Origin of the sequence: Janthinobacterium sp. HH104 (assembly GCF_001758715.1) — a bacterium.
In the GTDB taxonomy this organism is placed as follows: Bacteria; Pseudomonadota; Gammaproteobacteria; order Burkholderiales; family Burkholderiaceae_D; genus Janthinobacterium; species Janthinobacterium aestuarii.
Genome location: NZ_LRIB01000028.1, coordinates 243,490 through 262,310 on the forward strand (window position 1 = coordinate 243,490; position 18,821 = coordinate 262,310).

Genomic DNA, 18,821 nt, shown 5'->3' on the forward strand with positions numbered 1-18,821 from the left:
GGGACGCCGATTCCCCGCCAGCCCCCCAATCACGCCATCAACGGTACACCAATCCCCCGTCGATCAGCGGCGCCTGGCCCGTCATGTAATCGGCATCGGGCCCCGCCAGGAAGGAGACGAGCCCTGCCACGTCGTCCGGCGTCTCGGCGCGCCCCAGCGCGATGCCGTCCACATATTTTTTATACGTCGCGCCCAGCTCGGCGCCCGTCACTTCAGCCATGCGCTTGTCGATCTCGGTCCACATGTCCGTGCCGACGACGCCAGGGCAATACGCGTTGACGGTGATGCCGTCGGCCGCCAGTTCCTTTGCCGCCGCCTGCGTCAGCGCGCGCACGGCAAACTTGGTGGCCGAGTACACGCCCAGCAAGGCAAAGCCGTCATGCCCGGCGATGGAGCAGGCATTGATGATCTTGCCTTTCTGCTTGCGCTTCTTGAAGGTCTTGGCGGCCGCCTGGATGCCCCAGAGCGTCCCTTGCACATTGATGCGCATGATGCGGTCGACCTCTTCCGGCGTCACGTCGAGCAGCGGCTGCACTTGTGCGATACCGGCGTTGTTGACGATGATGTCGAAGCCGCCCAGCTCCTGCTCGGCAAATGCCACCGCTTCGGTGACCTGAGCGAGCTGCGACACGTCGGCAATGAAGGTGACGGCGCGGCGTCCCAGCGCGCGCACTTCGGCGGCGGCGGCGTCCAGCTTTTCCTGGTTCAGATCCACCAGCGCGATATCGGCGCCATCCTTGGCCAGGCGCAAGGCGATAGCCTTGCCGATACCTTGCGCGGCCCCCGTGACGAGCGCGACTTTTCCGGAAATACCCATGCTGCGTTCCTTTCAGAGTAGTGAGAAGAGACGCTTCAGCCTACCTGAATTTCGTCTTTTTCCTCGTATTGAAACGTGCGCGCCCGGAAAAAGCGCACAGGTCAAGAAAGGAGGAAAAAACGCACCGGCACACGCTATACGAGCGCTGCCGTACTGGCCAATGGCGGCATCTGGCGTAACATGGCCAGCATCGCCGGCGAGCGCGCTGGCACCACGTTCAAGAGGAAGTCCCCATGTCGCTTCGCCATCTGCCCATCCACGCCAGCCTGCTGCTGGCGGCCCTCATTTTCACCACGCCTGCCTGGAGCGCCGACCCGGTCCACAAGGAAACAGTGGAACTGACGGCAGGAAAAACCGTGCACAGCGTGAAAGGCAAGATCAAGGGCTACGCTACGGCCGAATATACGGTGACAGGCAAGGCCGGCCAGACCCTCAGCGTCAAGCTGAAGACCAACCAACCGTCGAATTACTTCAACATCCGCCAGCCAGGCCAGGATGAAGCCCTGTTCATCGGTTCATCCGGCGGCAACAGCTACCAGGCGAAACTGCCGGCCGATGGCGAGTACACGGTACAGGTTTACCTGATGCGCAACGCGGCGCGCAGGAATGCCGTGGCCAGCTACAGTCTGGAGATGGGCTTGCGCGATTAAACAAGGGAGCTGCCAACACGGTCGATACGGCCCGCGTAACAGCCCCGCCTGGCATTATGAACATGAATATAACTGACGTCCGCATTGGCAAATAATTGTGCAATGAGGGCTTCCACGGCAGTGCCGTCCACCACGTCGGCATCGAGCATCATGCCATCGGCAGCATAGGCGCGCAGCGACAACAGGCGCCGCCGCATCGATTCCGGCACCTGGTTGACGGCATCGTACGCTTGCGTGGCGCCCTCGCGGACAAAAATGGCGTGGCAAGCCCGGTAAGGCGTCATGGCGGGCTGGCACACATGATTCAATAACAGCACGGTCTCGCCCAGCTCGGCGTCCATCAGCGTTACACGGTCAGGAAATCCGGGGTGTTGGTCGACCACCTGGCGCCGCATGCCGAGCGCCGTTAACTCGGCATCGGACAAGGAAAAATAGGGCAGAAAAGGTTCGGGCGACAGCCCCGTAATACGAAAATCCATACTGTTCTCCGGCGTCGTCAAAACCACCATCAGACCAGCATCGGGACGGCGCCGCCATCCACTTCTTGCTATGGAATGTGAGAATGCGCCCCGGATCGCCCACTACCCCGTGCGCATAAAAAAAGCCTGCTTCACGGAGGAAGCAGGCTCTTTATCGGCAGTGTCTGACGGCAGGCCTCAGAACAGCGTGCTTAGAACGGGATGTCGTCATCCATATCCGAGAAGTTCGGTGCTGGCTTCGGTGCCGGACGTGGTGCCGGTGCCGGAGCTGGACGCGGGGCTGGCGCCTGGCGCGGGGCCGGGGCGTCGTAGCCGCCGCCACCGCCACCACCGTAGCTGTCATCGCCACCGCCGGCGTCGCCGCCCATGCCGGAACGGCCGCCCAGCATTTGCATCTGTTCCGCGATGATGTCGGTTGCGTACTTCTCGACGCCGTCCTTGTCCGTGTATTTACGGGTTTGCAGACGGCCTTCGACGTAGACGGACGAGCCTTTTTTCAGGTATTGGCCGACGATTTCCGCCAGACGGCCGAAGAACGAGATACGGTGCCACTCTGTCAATTCTTTTTGTTCGCCCGTGTTGCGGTCCTTCGATTTGTACGAAGTGGCCACGGCGATGTTGGCGATCGCGTCGCCGCTAGGCATGTAGCGGATTTCCGGGTCACGGCCCAGATTGCCGACGATGATGACTTTGTTGACTGATGCCATGAATAACTCCTGATGAACTGCAGCGGGAGCCGGTGTCCCGCGCGTTAGTTTAGTGTACTAAACGAGGATTATAAGCGACCACGCGGCGCAAAGCACCCGCTTTCTGGCGGACGCCCTCTCCTGTGCGGCAGCACGTTTTTTTCACGGCAGGTGAAAACAAGAAACTTGAATACTGGTATTATATACAGTATTCAAACGTCAGTACGCATCTGCATCAAACTTTGTCAGGGCACGTTCGCCCGGCGGCGCAATCCGCCCATGGACGCCTCAGGCATGCAGAGCAAAACCCGGCTATAGTTACAGGTTGACCCGTTGTGGCTCCTCATCCGCACCCAGGCACAATGCGCCGGCCGCACCACTCACTGAAAGCAAGGCAATCACATGGAACAGATCCGCATTCGCGGCGCTCGCACGCATAACCTCAAGAATATCAATCTCGATTTGCCGCGCAATAAGCTGATCGTGATTACCGGCTTGTCCGGCTCCGGCAAGTCGTCGCTGGCTTTCGACACCTTGTACGCGGAAGGCCAGCGCCGCTATGTCGAGTCGCTGTCGGCCTACGCGCGCCAGTTTTTGCAGTTGATGGAAAAGCCCGATGTCGACCTGATCGAAGGCCTATCGCCGGCCATCTCCATCGAACAGAAGGCAACGTCGCACAATCCGCGCTCGACCGTGGGCACCGTGACGGAAATCCATGATTATCTGCGCCTGCTGTATGCGCGCGTGGGCACGCCGTACTGCCCCGACCATCCGGAAAACGCGCTGGCCGCGCAATCCGTGTCGCAAATGGTCGATGCCGTGCTGGCCATGCCGGAAGACACCAAGCTGATGATACTGGCGCCCGTCGTCGCCAACCGCAAGGGCGAACACGTGGACCTGTTCGAGCAGATGCAGGCGCAGGGCTTCGTGCGCTTCCGCGTGCAAAGCGGCACGCATGCGGCCAAGATCTATGAAGTCGATGATCTCCCGAAACTGAAGAAAACGGAAAAACACACGATCGACGTCGTCATCGACCGGGTCAAGGTGAACCAGGAGATCAAGCAACGCCTGGCGGAAAGTTTCGAAACAGCCCTGCGCCTGGCCGATGGCCGCGCCATTGCCTACGAAATGGATACGGCCCAGGAGCACGTGTATTCCAACAAGTTCGCCTGCAATGTGTGTGGCTATTCCCTGCAGGAACTGGAACCGCGTCTGTTCTCGTTCAACAACCCCATGGGCGCCTGCCCGGAATGCGACGGCCTGGGACACATTGAGTTCTTTGACCCGAAACGCATCGTCGCGTTCCCGAACCTGTCGCTTGCCTCGGGCGCCGTCAAGGGCTGGGACCGCCGCAACCAGTTTTACTTCCAGATGCTGTCGAACCTGGCCGCGTATTACGAGTTCGACTTGGACATGCCGTTCGAGCAGCTGGACTTGAATTCACAGCAAGCCGTGTTGTACGGTTCCGGCAAGCAAGTGATTCCATTTACCTATGTCAACGAACGGGGCCGCACCGTCATCAAGGAACACACGTTCGAAGGCGTGGTCAACAATCTGCAACGCCGCTACCGCGAGACGGATTCGATGGCCGTCAAGGAAGAATTGGCCAAGTTCATCAATGAAAAATGCTGCCCCTCATGCGATGGCGCACGCCTGCGCGTGGAAGCGCGCTTCGTCAAGGTCGGCACGGGCAAGCAGCAGCGCGCCATCTATGAAGTGGCGGGAAAACCGCTGCGCGAGACCCTGGAATTCTTTGAAAAGCTGAAACTGACGGGCGCCAAGAAAGAGATCGCCGACCGCGTTGTCAAGGAAATCATTTCGCGCTTGAAATTCCTCAACAATGTGGGCCTCGACTACCTGTCGCTGGACCGCAGCGCCGACACGCTCTCCGGCGGCGAGGCACAACGCATCCGCCTGGCGTCGCAAATCGGCTCCGGTTTGACGGGCGTCATGTATGTGCTCGACGAGCCGTCGATCGGCTTGCACCAGCGCGATAATGACCGCCTGATCGAAACCTTGAAACACTTGCGCGACATCGGCAACAGCGTGCTGGTGGTCGAGCATGACGAGGACGCCATTCGCACGGCCGACTACATCGTCGACATGGGCATCGGCGCGGGCGTGCACGGCGGCGAGATCATCGCCGAAGGCACCCTGCAAGACATTCTCAAAAACAAGAAATCGCTGACGGCGCAATACCTGAACGGCAAGTTGAAAATCGCCGTGCCGGCCAAGCGCCACGCCAGCAATCCGGAAAAGCAGCTGGTCATTACTGGCGCGACGGGCAACAACCTGAAAAAGGTGTCGCTGAGATTGCCTGTGGGCTTGATGACATGCGTAACGGGCGTGTCCGGCTCGGGCAAATCGTCGCTGGTCAACGATACCTTGTATCCGGCCCTGTCGCGCCATTTGTATGGTTCGCAGACGGAACCGGCGCCGCACGAGTCGATCAGCGGCCTGGAACACTTCGACAAGGTCATTTCCGTCGACCAGGCGCCGATCGGCCGCACGCCGCGCTCCAATCCCGCCACGTACACGGGCTTGTTTACGCCGATCCGCGATCTGTTCTCCACCGTGCCGACGGCCAAGGAACGCGGCTACAGCGCAGGCCGCTTCTCGTTCAACGTCAAGGGTGGGCGTTGCGAAGCGTGCCAGGGCGATGGCGTGATCAAGGTCGAGATGCATTTCTTGCCTGACGTCTACGTGCCGTGCGACGTGTGCCACGGCAAGCGCTACAACCGCGAAACACTGGAAGTGCAATACAAGGGCAAGAACATCACGGAAGTGCTGGGCATGACGGTGGAAGAAGCGCATGAATTCTTCAAGCCCGTCCCTTTGATCGCACGCAAGCTGCAAACCCTGCTCGACGTGGGCCTCGGCTACATCAAGCTGGGCCAGAGCGCCACGACCCTGTCCGGCGGCGAAGCGCAGCGCGTGAAACTGTCGCTGGAATTGTCCAAGCGCGACACGGGCCGCACCCTGTACATCCTCGATGAACCGACGACGGGCTTGCACTTCCACGATATCGACTTGCTGCTGAAAGTCATCCACCGCCTGCGCGACCAGGGCAACACTCTGGTGATCATCGAGCACAACCTCGACGTCATCAAGACTGCCGACTGGATCGTCGACCTGGGCCCGGAAGGCGGGGCTGGCGGCGGCCAGATCATCGCCACGGGCACGCCGGAAGACGTGTCACTGAACCCGGCCAGCGTGACGGGTAAATACCTGGGGCCGCTGCTCAAGCAATAACGACGGCAGCGCAATAAAAAACGGCGCGGATTGCTCATGCAATCCGCGCCGTTTCTCTTTTTGATAGCACCCCAGTCATTGCCGGCGTGTCATTTATCGCACGCCAGTCTTTGCTGGCGTGTTTCTCCCCCACTACAACTCTCAACACCTGACAAGCTACTGCGCGGCGCGCTTTGCGGCCTGCGATGCTCACCGTGCTTCAGCACGGTTGCGCTTCTTAGCCACAAATCACTGCCGCTCGCTACGCTTGTCAGATGCCGCTTTACGCTAACTTAGTTATGCACTCAGCCGCTTTTCCAGCGCAGCCTTGTTATCTGCCAATTCCTGCGGCAGATGATACGCGAGTTTTTCAAACAACTGCGTATGCAATTTCAACTCTTCCACCCACGCGGCCTTGTCGATCGAGGTGATGGTGTCGAACTGTTGCTGCGTGAATGGCAGGCCATCCCAGTTCAGGTCGCCATACTGCGGCGTCGTGCCGAACAGGTTTTCCACGCCGCCGGCCTTGCCTTCGATACGCTCCAACATCCATTTCAGCACGCGCATGTTGTCGCCAAAGCCAGGCCAGACGAACTTGCCAGCGTCATCCGTACGGAACCAGTTGACGCAGTAGATTTTCGGCAGGGCAGCCGGGTTGACCTTGCCCACCTTGACGCCCATGTCCAGCCAGTGCTGGAAGTAATCGCTCATGTTATAGCCGATAAACGGCAACATGGCAAATGGATCGCGGCGCACGACGCCCATCTGGCCCACGGCCGCGGCCGTCGTTTCCGAGCCCATCGTGGCGGCCATGTAGACGCCTTCGACCCAGTTGCGCGCTTCGGTGACCAGTGGCACGGTGGTCGAGCGGCGGCCGCCGAAGATGAAAGCCGAGATCGGCACGCCGGCCGGATCGTCCCAGGCCGAGTCGATCACGGGGTTTTGCGTTGCCGCCACCGTGAAGCGGGCGTTCGGGTGCGCCGCCTTGGTACCGGACGCCGGCGTCCAGTCCTTGCCCTGCCAGTCGATCAAATGGCTAGGTGCTTCCTTGGTCAAGCCTTCCCACCAGACATCGCCGTCGTCCGTCAACGCCACGTTGGTGAAAATCGTGTTGTCGCGCATGGACGCCATGCAGTTGTAATTGGTTTTTTCGTTGGTGCCTGGCGCCACGCCGAAGTAGCCCGCTTCCGGGTTGATCGCATACAAACGGCCATCGGCACCTGGCTTGATCCAGGCGATATCGTCGCCGATGGTGGTCACTTTCCAGCCATTAAAACTTGCCGGCGGGATCAGCATGGCGAAGTTGGTCTTGCCGCAAGCCGATGGGAACGCTGCCGCGACATAATGCTTCTTGCCTTCCGGCGATTCCACGCCGAGGATCAGCATGTGTTCGGCCAGCCAGCCCTGGTTGTTGTCCGATGCTTGGGCTTCCTGGTAGCCCATGTTCGAGGCGATGCGCAGGGCGAAACATTTCTTGCCCAGCAAGGCGTTGCCGCCGTAGCCCGAACCGAAAGACCAGATTTCGCGCGTTTCCGGGAAATGCACGATGTACTTGGTGCTGTTGCACGGCCATTTCACGTCGGCCTGGCCCGCAGCCAGCGGTGCGCCCACGCTGTGCACGCATGGCACGAATGCGCCATCGGTACCCAGCACGTCGTACACGGCACGGCCCATGCGGGTCATGATCTTCATGTTGACTGCGACATACGGCGAATCGGACAGTTCCACGCCGATGTGCGCGATTGGCGAGCCCAGCGGGCCCATCGAGAATGGCACGACATACATGGTGCGGCCGCGCATGCAGCCATCGAACAGGCCGTTCAGGGTGTGGCGCATTTCGCCAGGCTCGGTCCAGTTATTCGTGGGGCCGGCCGCTTCTTTCGTTGCCGAGCAAATATACGTGCGGTCTTCGACGCGGGCAACGTCGCTCGGATCGGAGCAGGCCAGGTAGGAATTCGGGCGCTTTTCAGCATTGAGTTTTTTCATGGTGCCGCTGGCAACCATTTCGGCGCACAGGCGCTCGTACTCTTCTTGCGAACCATCGCACCAGTAGATGCGGTCTGGCTTGGTCAGCGCGGCAATGTCTGCCACCCAGTTGATCAGTTTCTGTTGTTTAATATAAGCTGGGACGTTGAGTGCGGCGACGCCACCCATGACGGGCTGATTCATATTACCTCCAATACCAATAAAAGAAATTCTGGTCGTTCCGGCAAGACAGGCAGCATCGTTGAGAGGTGGCTGCGGCTCACTGCGGGCGGCGTGTTCACGCGGGCAGGGCTCTGGTGTCGTGTCCGCCGCGGCGCTCGCGCCAGCGGCATTTACCTGGATCATGCTCCCGGGCTGCAGGAACAGTTTGCGCTATCACTATAATCAGGAAGCTTCAAAAGTGCCGGCGATTGTACACCCGTGTAACAGCTATTCTCGCAAAAATGTAGGAGAATAGCTTGACTAATGTAGTAGGCTATTCAGCATTTCCCGTATCCTGTTATTTCCCTACCAAATCCTCACTAAAATCGGCCATCCACCATGAAAATTGCCATACTCGATGATTACCAGGATGCCGTGCGCGGCCTCGATTGCTTCCAGTTGCTTGCCGGCCACGAGGTCAAAGTGTTCAGCAATACGGCGCGGGGCCTGGGCCAGCTGGCGATCCGCCTGGCCCCGTTCGACGCGCTGGTACTGATCCGGGAACGCAGCAGTTTCAACCGGGCCTTGCTGTCGAAACTGCCGAATCTGAAACTGATTTCGCAAACGGGCAAGGTCAGCGGCCACATCGATGTGGCGGCCGCCACCGAGCTGGGCATCGCCATCGCGGAAGGCATCGGCTCGCCTACGGCGCCGGCCGAGCTGACATGGGCGTTGATCATGGCGGCGCAGCGCAAGATCGTGCCGTACGCGCAACATTTACAAGAAGGACTGTGGCAGACGTCGTCGCTGGAACCGGCACGCAACACGCTCGGTACGGTATTGAAAGGGCGCACCCTGGCGATCTGGGGCTACGGCAAGATCGGGCAATTGATCGCCGGCTACGGCCGCGCTTTCGGTATGAGCATCCTCGTGTGGGGCAGCGAAGCGAGCCGCGTGGCGGCAGTGGCGGCCGGCGATACGGCGGCAGAGTCGCGCGAGGCCTTCTTCGAGCAGGCCGACGTGCTGAGCTTGCACTTGCGCCTGTCCGACAAGACGCGCGGCCTGGTAACGAGCGAGGACCTGGCGCGCATGAAGCCGGCTTCGCTGTTCGTCAACACCAGCCGTGCCGAGCTGGTGGCCGATGGCGCGCTGGAAGCGGCGCTTCAGATGGGGCGCCCGGGCGCCGCCGCGCTGGACGTGTTTACGGACGAGCCGCTACCGCCAGGCTCGCCATTGCTGCTGCTACCGAACGTGCTGGCCACGCCGCACCTGGGCTACGTCGAGCGTGACAGCTATGAACTGTATTTTCGCTACGCCTTGCAAAACATCGTCGATTTTACGCAGGGCCAATGCACGCGCCTGCTCAATCCCGAGGTGTTGCAACATGCGCGGCAAAGCCCTCAGGAACGCTGAAAACCCTTCAGCAAGTCCGGCTCGCCCGTGATGCCGATGGCGGGCGCGGGCAGCACGTGCCGGCCCCGCCACAGGCCGGCCCAGCCGGGCGGCCAGGCGATGTCTGGCCCACTGTATGGCGCCACGCCGGCGCGCACGGCCACGACCGGCACGGGCGGCATGTCTTGCAAGGGCTCGCCTGCGGTGCGCTGCATGTCCAGGCTGTACATGTAATTGGGCAGTAAAGCGTCGCAGACGCGGCCAAACCAGTCGCTATGGTCGTCGTCGCGGCCCAGCGCCTGCGCCAGCCCCTGCGGGTCGAAGCGGGCCAGGGCATCGATCAGCTCGCCAGTGGTGGCGCCCGGGGAATCGCCCCAGCCCATCACGGGGTTGACGTTGTAATCGGCGCCCGAGCCATACCAGCCTTCGCGCCAGGGCCGCTGCATCCAGTCGCGCGGCCCCGTAAACAAATGCCAGCGCCAGTGCAAGCCGGACGGCTTGGGCCAGGCATACAGATACAGCTTTTGATAGCCGGCCTGGTGCAGCTCGCGCACCATGGCCATCAGACGCGCGTGCGGCATGCGGTCCGGCGGCGCGCGGCGAAACAGGATCGCTTCGCCATCGGCAAACTGCACGTCATCGGTCGACAGGTTCAGGTCCAGGGTCCGCGCTTCGCTGCCGAAACGGGCGGCGATCCAGCCCGTCAGCAAATTGACGGACGTGATCACCCCGTAACCGCGGTGGCGGTGAAAAATGACGGTGCCGGGAGCGAGCGCTTTCATACGGAGTCGGGGGGCAGGCAAACAAAGAAACCAGTGTACTCACAGATGGCCAAATTTTCCAGATGCGGCGCAAGCGCAGGCGGCAAGCACGCTGCCCCATCCGAAGCGCCATTCACGCAAGGGCATCAATCCACGATATCATGCGCGTCATTCTCCACTGACATCGTGACCACATCATGACATTGCGCATACTCGCCACCGGCGGCACTTTCGACAAGCACTACAACGAATTGAACGGTACCCTGGGCTTTTCCGACAGTCATTTGCCGGCAGCGATTGCCCGCGCGCGCATGACGGCGCCCGTGGCGCTGGAGCAATTGCCACTGCTCGACTCGCTCGACATGCAGGATGCGGACCGCCAGCGCGTGCTCGCTTCGTGCCGCGCGGCGCACGAGAAAGCCATCGTCATCATCCACGGCACCGACACCATGCGCGAAACGGCGCAAGTGCTGGGCGCGGCGAACCTGCAGCAAACGGTGATTTTGACGGGCGCCATGATTCCCTACGAAATCGACAACTCCGATGCCCTGTTCAACCTGGGCTTTGCCTGCGGCGTGGCGCAAACCTTGCCAGCCGGCGTGTATGTGGCCATGAACGGCCAGATCTTCGCCTGGGACAATGTGCAAAAGAACCGCGCCGCCGGCGTGTTCCAGCCCTTGTAAGCCGATGGCGGGACAGGGCGCACGAGCAGAACGCCCAACGCTCTGACTGACACTCTGTCACAATTCCACCAGCCCGCTTTCAGCGGGCTTTTTTACGTTTTTTTACTTTGCATAAATTTTGCAATACAACCTTTTTCATCTAATTATTACTGGCAAAACATCAAATTGCCAATACAGTAATTTTATGTTGCAAAAAAACGCCATTGATCATTTTTAAAAACGCAGATATTTATAAATATAAAATCCATATTTAACATTTAAATCAAATATTCTTCAGTATCTCGAATTTATTGCCAAATCCGACACGGTTGAGGTGCATTTTTTCTTGCTGAGACGACATAATGTTTGCCTCGACAAGTCAAAAGTGCATTTATAACAATATTGCACCAAGTAGTCTTCCACCTCCCACCGACGTGGTTCCGCCTACCGTACACGAGCACCGCAGACCATCTACCCGATGGCTATATCGGTGCTCGTGTGCCGCTTGTCGTTATTAAAACTACTACGGAGTAATTGTTACAATGGCATTTAAAGAAAAAATTGGCGTACGCAGCGTACGCCTGGCCCTGACCGTCCTGGCAGGTAGCGTCTTGTTCTCCGGCCAATCCATGGCGGACGAAGCAATTCAAAAAGTTGAAATTACCGGTTCGAGTATCAAGCGCATCGCTGTCGAAGGCGCACTGCCTGTACAGCGCCTGTCGCAAGAAGCGATCGCCAAATCGGGCGCCACTTCGGTAGCCGACCTGATCCAGGCCCTGCCAGCCATGCAAGGCTTCACCATCGGCGCAGTTGCTGCCGGTTCCGACTCGGGCGGCAATACCAGTGCATCGCTGCACGGTATCGGCGAGTCCTACACCCTGGTACTGCTGAACGGCCGCCGCATCGCGCCACAAGGCTCCGGCACCACGGTCAACCTGAACGCCATCCCGATGAGCGCCGTTGAGCGCGTCGAGATCCTGACCGACGGCGCTTCGGCCCTGTACGGCTCGGACGCCATCGCCGGCGTACTGAACTTCATCCTGAAGAAAAACCAGCAAGGCGCCACTCTGGAAGCCACATATGGCGGTCCGGAAGACAAAGGCGGCAACGCCTGGAATACCAGCGTCACCTACGGTTTTGGCGACCTGGACGAAGACCGCTTCAACGTGCTGCTGTCGTACCGCCACGATGAGCAATCGAAACTGCGCGCCACCGACCGCGATTTCGCCGCTACCTCGTATGTGCCATTCAGCCGCAACGGCAACAACTATGTATGGGACCGCACCAGCACCTCGGCTTCGCCAGCAGGCGCCACTGTTGCCTACAATAGCGGTGCTAAATCGACAGCCTTTACGCCTTACCTGGCGATGAATGGCAAGTGCCCTGAAGACTCCTACAAGACGACCAGCAATGCGCGCGCTTGCGGCTTCGACACGGGCTCCACCGTGGAAGTCGTACCGCAATCGAAACGCGACAGCCTGTTCTCCAAAGCTACGTACAAGCTGAACGACAACCTGAACGCGTTCGCCGAACTGGCCTACTCGCGCTACGACCTGACGGCGCGTATCGCCGCCAATCCAATCCCGATTTCGATCGCCAAGGGCAGCCCGCTGTACAACACCTATGTATCGCCGTACCTGACGCCAGCGCAACGTGCCGACGTCAAGTCGATCACCGCCAACTACCGCAGCACCGACTTCGGTCTGCGCGCCAGCAACACCATCACCGAAACCAAACACATGGTCGTTGGTGTGGAAGGCGAACTGGGCGCGTGGAACTTCGAAAGCGGCCTGACCTGGTCGCAAAACTCGATCGACGAGCGCTACACGGGCGGTTACCAGAAGAGCCAGGAATTCAAGAACATCCTCGCCAATCCGGACTTCAACCCGTTTGCAGTGACGCAAAAACCATCGGTGCAAGCGCAAATCGCTGGCGCGCAGTTCGTTGGCTCCGTGCGTACCGCATCGACCACGATGCGCGGCGTCGACACGCACGGCTCGCGTGAATTGTTCAGCCTGCCAGGCGGCAAAGCCAGCCTCGGTATCGGTGGCGACTACCGCACCTATACCTATGAGCAATCGCCAGGCAGCAATGCCACCGGTGACGATATCTACAACTTCAACACCAAGGCCGCCTACGACATGAGCCGCGACACCTACGGCGCGTTCGTCGAGTTGCTGGCACCGTTGACCAAGTCGTTCGAAATGACCGTTGGTGGCCGTCACGACGCTGTCAAGGCGATCGACGACAAGCTGAACAACAAAACTGTCGGCAAAAAAGACAGCGCCAATACCTACAAGGTATCGGCACGCTGGCAGCCAGTACAGACCGTGCTGATCCGCGGTTCCTACGGCACGGGCTTCAAGGCGCCAAGCATGCTGGAAATTGCTCAGCCACTGGTCAACGCCGGCTTTACCGCCAAGAAATTTGATTGCCCATACCCAGGCAACGCACTGTGCCGCGCGGAAGCAACGCAATACAACGCCGTGTCGCAAGGCAATCCGGATCTGCAATCGGAAAAGTCGAAACAGTTCACCCTGGGCTTCCGTGTCGAACCTAGCTCGGCCTTCTCGTTCGGCGCCGACCTGTGGGATGTGAAACTGCGCAATGCCGTGTCGGAAGTTTCCGAAGAGCAAGCATTTGCCGATCCGATCAAGTATGCGTCGAGCTTCGGAACTTATACCGAGCCATCGACCGGCATCACCTACTACTCGTTCAAGAAACTGTCGGTCAACATCGGCAAGAAGGAATACCGTGGTATCGACTGGGATCTGTCGGCCAACCACAAGTTCTCCTTCGGCAAGCTGACCGCCCAATTGAGCGGTACGCACATGTTGCACGCCAACTACACCAAAGCCGGTAGCGATAATATCTACACCAGCAACATGAACTTCTTCGGCGACACCAACGAAGTCACGTTCCGCAACCTGATGAAGCTGACGACGACCCTGGACACAGGCCGCCTGAGCAACACGGTAACGGTCAACTACCGTAACGGCTACACCGATGCAGCCGCTACCGTGTACAACCTGGCGACCCAGCAGGAAGAGAAAAACTTCCGCCTGCAAGTACCGTCGTACACGACGTTCGACTGGCAAGCACGTTTCGCCTTTGACAAGCAAACCACGATCCGCGCAGGTATCAAAAACCTGTTCGACCGTGCACCACCGCTGTCGCTGCGCGCTTCGTCGGGCCACCAGGTTGGTTTCGACCCACGCTACGCCGATCCAATGATGCGTTCGTTCTACGTCACCGGCAACTACAAGTTCTAATGTGACGTTTTGAATTAGCTTGTCCGAAAGCGCCTTGCACTTCACCGTGCAAGGCGCTTTTTTATGCCGAAACATATTGCGCAGACGAAAAAAAAGGAGCCGCAGCTCCTTTTTGTACCGGCATGACGGCTGTTACGCCGTCGCTTCGCCGCCCAAGGCTTCGACCACGTCGGCCATCAGCTTGCTCAGCTCGCCCGTCATCAGCATCACGTCGCCGTCGAAACGCTCTTCGTCGTTCTTCGTGCTCGATTCCGTTTCCTTGATCACGTCCAGCGGCTTGACGCTCTTGATGGCCAGCGACTCCGTCAGCACGAACGAGATCTTGTCGTTCCACGTCATGGCCAGACGCGTGCACTGCTTGCCGGCCGCGATGTGGCGGCGCACGTCGTCCGCTTCCAAGGTGTGGCGCACATAGCGCACGGTGGCCTTGCTTTCGCCCGTGGCGCGCAATTCCGTATCCATGTCGACCGTGAAGCCGGCAGGCGCGTCGTCCGCTTGCAGCCATTCCGTCATCACCGCTACGGGCGAACGCTGCACGCGCAGGCTTTCCAGCGGCAGTTTGTCGACGGCTTTCAACAGCAGCTTGATGACTTCATCGGCCTTCGCCGGGCTGGCCGCATCGATCACCAGCCAGCCATTGACGGGGTCGATCCACGTCCAGACGTTGCTGCGGATGCTGAAGGCGCGCGGCAGCAGCTCGTCGGCCACGCGTTCCTTCAATTCCTTCATGGCTTTCTTGCCAGGCGCAAAGCCTTGCGCTTCTTCCATCTCGGCGGCGCGGGCCTTGGCCACCTGGTTGATGACGGTCGCTGGCAGCAGTTTCTTTTCCGTGCCCAGCAGGATCAGCATCTGTTTGTTGACCACGTGGACCAGGCCGCCGTTCGGGCGTGGCGTATCCCAGCCCTGGCGCATCAGATCCATGCTGGTCGCCGGCGTAAATTTGTTCGAGGACAGCGCCTCTTCCAGTTGTTCTGGCGTGTAAGCCCACGGTGCGGGCAGGCGGTAAATCTGAAGATTCTTGAACCACATAGTTTTTGTCTTCCGTTTGTTTCAGTAGTGCCAGGGGAACGCCATTCTACACTTTCGACACGGGAATGCCGTCAAAAGCGCGGACTGGCGCGGTGTTGTTGCTGCGTGGGGAATGCCGCTACAGGGCGGGAAACAGCTCCGCCTGGGCCGGTGCCTGCCGCGTCACGATGGCCGGGTCCGACAAGGTCGAGATGCGCACGCCCAGCAGGCGGATTTTCTTGTCAAATGGCACGCGCCGCAAGCAATCGCGGCTGGCGCGCAGGATGGCGGCGGCGTCCGCCGTGGCGCTGGGCAGGGTGATGTCGCGCGTGACGGTGCTGAAATCTTCGAAGCGCAGCTTGATGCCCACCGTGCGCCCCGCCAGCGATTGCTTGTCGAGGTCGCCCGCCACGCGCGTGCACAGGCTTTCCAGTTTTTCCGACAGGGTGGCGCGGTCGCGCACCACCTGCAAGTCGCGCTCGAACGTCGTTTCGCGGCTGACGGACTTGGTTTCCCGGCTCGTCTGCACGGGCCTACCATCGATGCCCAGCGCCGCCTGGCGCAGCCAGCCCGTGTACAGGTCGCCAAACTGCGTACGCAGCATGGCCATGTCGGCCCGGGCCAGCTCGCCGATGGTGACAATGCCCAGCGCTTCCAACTTGGCCGTCGCTTTCGGACCGATACCATTGATCTTTTTCGCCGGCAAGGGCCACACGCGCGTTTCAATATCCTCCGGGTTCAGGATGGTCAGGCCGTCCGGTTTTTCCAGGTCGGAACAGATTTTCGCCAGCAATTTGTTGGGCGCCAGGCCGATCGAGCACGACAGGCCCGTCGCTTCGAACACGGCCGCCTTCAGGCGCGCCGCCATGGCCGGCGCCTGCTCGCCGTATTCGGTGAGATCAACATAGATTTCATCGATGCCCACGTTCTGGATGATGGGGCACAACTGGGCCACGGCCTGCTTGAAGCGCGCCGAATAGTCGCGGTAAGCCTCGAAATCGGCCGGCAGCAGGATGCTGTCGGGCGCCAGCTTGGCCGCCTTCATGATGCCCATGGCGGAAAACACGCCGAACACGCGCGCCGCATAGGTCGATGTGGTGACGACGCCGCGCCCCACGTAGTCGCGCATGCGCGCAAACTGCCGCGTGCCATCTTCCTGCAGCACGGGCTGCTGCAGACGCCCACCGCCGATGACGACGGCTTCGCCGCGCAATTCCGGATATTTCAACAGTTCCACGGAGGCAAAGAAGGCGTCCATGTCCAGATGCGCTATCCAGCGGCGGGCTGCGGGTGGCTCGGGAAGGGGGGAGGCAGATGTGGTCAAGGACACCTCGCGGCGGGATACTGTAGTTATATACAGTATCGCTGGAAATGCCCATGGATGCAAGTTGAAACGCACGCGCAAGGCGGTTGCTTTTCTCAATAGCAAGATTACAATCCTGACACAACTATTCAAAGGAGTCGCCTTGTCTATCGCCCATCACGCTGCGCGCCGCCGGTCCGCCTGGTTATCCATCCTGCCGGCCCTGCTGCTGTCCTCACTGGCGCCATCCGCGCTGGCCGCCGATGCCGCCACCGTCGCCACCATGTCGGCGCCCGTTGCCGCCAAGACCGCCTGGCAGGAAACGCGCCACGGCACGGTCGTCACGGACGACTACCGCTGGCTGCAAAAGAAAACCGATCCTGCCGTGATCGATTACCTGAATGCGGAAAACTCCTACACGGCCGCCGTCACGGCCCCGATCCAGCCGCTGGCCGACAAGGTGACTGCGGAAGTGAAGGGACGCATGCAGGAAGTAGACCTGTCCGTGCCTGCGCGCCAGGGCAATTTCTACTATTACACGCGCACGGAAGCGGGCAAGCAATACCCGATTCACTGCCGCCGTCCTGTCGGCAAGAACGGCGCCTACGATGCGCAGGCGACTGAGGAAATCCTGCTGGACCAGAATCAATTGGCCGAAGGCCACAAATTCTTTGCCGTACGTGCGTTTGCCATCAGCCCGAATGAACAGTTGCTGGCCTACACCACCGACACGACGGGTTTCCGCCAGTACGAACTGCATGTCAAGGATTTGAAGACGGGCAAGCTGCTGGGCGACACCATGCCGCGCGTGACCTCGCTGGCGTGGGCGGCGGACAACGCCACCCTGATGCTGACGCAGGAAGACGCCACCACCAAGCGCGCGGACCGCTTGTTCCGCCTGCCCCTGGGCGGCACCTTGCAGCAGGTCTACCACGAGCCAGTGGAACAGTTCGCCATCGGCGTGAGCCGCACCCGCGACCATCGCTACTTCGTGCTCACTGCGCGCAGCACGGATACGAGCGAAGTGCTGCTGCTGCCAACGAGCAAGCCGGAAGGCAGTTTCCAGTCCGTGCTGAAACGCGAAAAAGGCCACCGCTACGGCATCGAACACCGCGATGGACAGCTGTTTATTCTGACCAACAAAGAAGCGAAGAATTTCCGCGTCGTCAGCGCGCCGGTGACCGCCCCGCAGCCGAAGAACTGGAAGAGCGTCGTGCCGCACAACAAGGACGCCGTGATCCAGTCCATCGACGTCTTCCAGGGCTATCTGGTGGTGATGGAAAAAGCCCGCGCCCTGAACCGCGCCCGCATCCATGATTTCGCGCGGAAGAACTGGAAAACGGTGCAGTTCGACGACCCCGTCTACCTGGCCACGGCGGCCGGTACGCCGGAGTTTTCCGCCACGCAATTCCGCATGTCCTACCAGTCGCCCGTCACGCCGCCCACCGTCATCGACGTGAGCATGCAAGACGGCAAGCGCACGGTGCTCAAGCAGCAGGAAATCGTCGGCGGCTTTGATGGCAGCCGCTACACGACGCAGCGCCTGTGGGTCACAGCGCGCGATGGCGTGCAAGTGCCGCTGTGGGTCGTCTACAAGAAGGGCGTCAAGCTCGACGGTTCCGCGCCGCTGCTGCTGTATTCGTATGGTTCGTATGGCATCTCGACGGAAGCCAGTTTTTCCATCAGCCGCATCAGCCTGCTGGACCGTGGCGTCATCTATGCGCAAGCGCATATCCGCGGCGGCACGGACATGGGCGAAACGTGGCATGAAGACGGCATGCTGATGAAGAAGAAGAACACCTTCAATGACTTCATCGACAGCGCCGACTACCTGGTGCGTGAAAAATGGACGAGCCCGAACCGCCTGATCATCCAGGGCGGCAGCGCCGGCGGCTTGCTGATGGGCGCCGTCGTCAACATGCGTCCCGAGCTGTTCCACGCCGTGCACGCGGCCGTGCCCTTCGTCGACGTGATGAACACCATGATGGACGCCAGCCTGCCGCTGACGACGGGCGAGTACCTGGAATGGGGCGACCCGAACCAGAAGGCGGCCTACGACTACATGCTCAGCTACTCGCCATACGACAACATTGCGCGCAAGAATTACCCGGCCATGCTGGTGACGACGGGCCTGAACGACAGCCAGGTCATGTACTGGGAACCGGCAAAGTATGTGGCCAAGCTGCGCGCGTACAAGACGGACGGCAATCCCCTGCTGCTGAAAACGAATATGGGCGCCGGCCATGGCGGCGCCTCGGGCCGCTATAACGCCATCGCCGAGAACGCATTCAATATGGCGTGGATGCTGTCGCAGTGGAATATCACGGAATAATGTGAAAAAAGCGCTTGCAGAAGGATTTTGTCCGTCCTATAATAGCGCCTCTTCCAGACGTGGTGACAAACGTCGGGATGGTTTTCTGAGTATGCGGGATC

General features: G+C 60.1%; 13 protein-coding genes. 6 read left to right on the forward strand and 7 right to left on the reverse strand.

Annotated elements, in window-relative coordinates; genetic code table 11:
• Positions 1 to 37: 37 nt before the first annotated feature.
• Entirely contained in the window at positions 38 to 817 is a 780-nt protein-coding gene (locus JAB6_RS11860; protein WP_070302984.1) for an acetoin reductase, read from the reverse strand.
• Between the two features lie 233 nt (positions 818 to 1,050).
• Between JAB6_RS11860 and JAB6_RS11865 the strand changes: the two genes are divergently transcribed.
• Complete coding sequence (locus JAB6_RS11865) at positions 1,051 to 1,467, forward strand: hypothetical protein (protein WP_070302986.1); 417 nt, start codon at positions 1,051 to 1,053, stop codon at positions 1,465 to 1,467.
• Here JAB6_RS11865 and JAB6_RS11870 read toward each other — a convergent pair.
• Both JAB6_RS11870 and ssb read right to left on the reverse strand, forming a co-directional pair.
• Positions 1,464 to 1,946: a DUF1203 domain-containing protein gene (locus tag JAB6_RS11870; RefSeq protein WP_070302988.1), complete on the reverse strand. Its 483-nt coding sequence runs from the start codon at positions 1,944 to 1,946 to the stop codon at positions 1,464 to 1,466. The genes JAB6_RS11865 and JAB6_RS11870 overlap by 4 nt on opposite strands.
• A gap of 191 nt (positions 1,947 to 2,137) precedes the next feature.
• The gene (gene ssb / locus JAB6_RS11875; RefSeq protein WP_034754418.1) at positions 2,138 to 2,653 is read right to left on the reverse strand and encodes a single-stranded DNA-binding protein; all 516 of its coding nucleotides are present in this window, start codon (positions 2,651 to 2,653) and stop codon (positions 2,138 to 2,140) included.
• Positions 2,654 to 3,034: 381 nt separating this feature from the next.
• On the opposite strand from ssb, the gene uvrA reads away from it, so the two are divergent.
• Positions 3,035 to 5,884 (forward strand): excinuclease ABC subunit UvrA, encoded by a 2,850-nt coding sequence (gene uvrA / locus JAB6_RS11880; protein ID WP_070302990.1) that lies wholly within the window; start codon positions 3,035 to 3,037, stop codon positions 5,882 to 5,884.
• Positions 5,885 to 6,160: 276 nt separating this feature from the next.
• Here uvrA and JAB6_RS11885 read toward each other — a convergent pair whose 3' ends face one another.
• Positions 6,161 to 8,032, reverse strand: a complete 1,872-nt coding sequence (locus JAB6_RS11885; protein WP_070302992.1) for a phosphoenolpyruvate carboxykinase (GTP) — start codon at positions 8,030 to 8,032, stop codon at positions 6,161 to 6,163.
• A 357-nt stretch (positions 8,033 to 8,389) separates the two neighbouring features.
• On the opposite strand from JAB6_RS11885, the gene JAB6_RS11890 reads away from it, so the two are divergent.
• On the forward strand, positions 8,390 to 9,403 hold the full coding sequence (locus JAB6_RS11890) for a D-2-hydroxyacid dehydrogenase family protein (RefSeq protein ID WP_070302995.1): 1,014 nt from the start codon (positions 8,390 to 8,392) through the stop codon (positions 9,401 to 9,403).
• On the opposite strand, the gene JAB6_RS11895 is transcribed toward JAB6_RS11890, so the two are convergent.
• The gene (locus tag JAB6_RS11895) at positions 9,391 to 10,164 is read right to left on the reverse strand and encodes a hypothetical protein (RefSeq protein ID WP_034754429.1); all 774 of its coding nucleotides are present in this window, start codon (positions 10,162 to 10,164) and stop codon (positions 9,391 to 9,393) included. The two genes, JAB6_RS11890 and JAB6_RS11895, sit on opposite strands and share 13 nt — an antisense overlap.
• A gap of 176 nt (positions 10,165 to 10,340) precedes the next feature.
• Between JAB6_RS11895 and JAB6_RS11900 the strand changes: the two genes are divergently transcribed.
• Complete coding sequence (locus tag JAB6_RS11900; protein WP_034754431.1) at positions 10,341 to 10,826, forward strand: asparaginase domain-containing protein; 486 nt, start codon at positions 10,341 to 10,343, stop codon at positions 10,824 to 10,826.
• A gap of 521 nt (positions 10,827 to 11,347) precedes the next feature.
• Complete coding sequence (locus JAB6_RS11905) at positions 11,348 to 14,077, forward strand: TonB-dependent receptor (RefSeq protein ID WP_070302997.1); 2,730 nt, start codon at positions 11,348 to 11,350, stop codon at positions 14,075 to 14,077.
• A gap of 132 nt (positions 14,078 to 14,209) precedes the next feature.
• Here JAB6_RS11905 and JAB6_RS11910 read toward each other — a convergent pair whose 3' ends face one another.
• Positions 14,210 to 15,106, reverse strand: coding sequence for a recombination-associated protein RdgC (locus JAB6_RS11910; protein WP_070302999.1), 897 nt, complete (start codon positions 15,104 to 15,106; stop codon positions 14,210 to 14,212).
• Positions 15,107 to 15,224: 118 nt separating this feature from the next.
• Positions 15,225 to 16,358, reverse strand: a complete 1,134-nt coding sequence (gene dinB, locus JAB6_RS11915) for a DNA polymerase IV (RefSeq protein ID WP_302622668.1) — start codon at positions 16,356 to 16,358, stop codon at positions 15,225 to 15,227.
• A gap of 193 nt (positions 16,359 to 16,551) precedes the next feature.
• Here dinB and JAB6_RS11920 point away from each other — a divergent pair, with 193 nt between their 5' ends.
• Positions 16,552 to 18,720 (forward strand): S9 family peptidase, encoded by a 2,169-nt coding sequence (locus JAB6_RS11920; RefSeq protein WP_070303003.1) that lies wholly within the window; start codon positions 16,552 to 16,554, stop codon positions 18,718 to 18,720.
• Positions 18,721 to 18,821 lie beyond the last annotated feature (101 nt).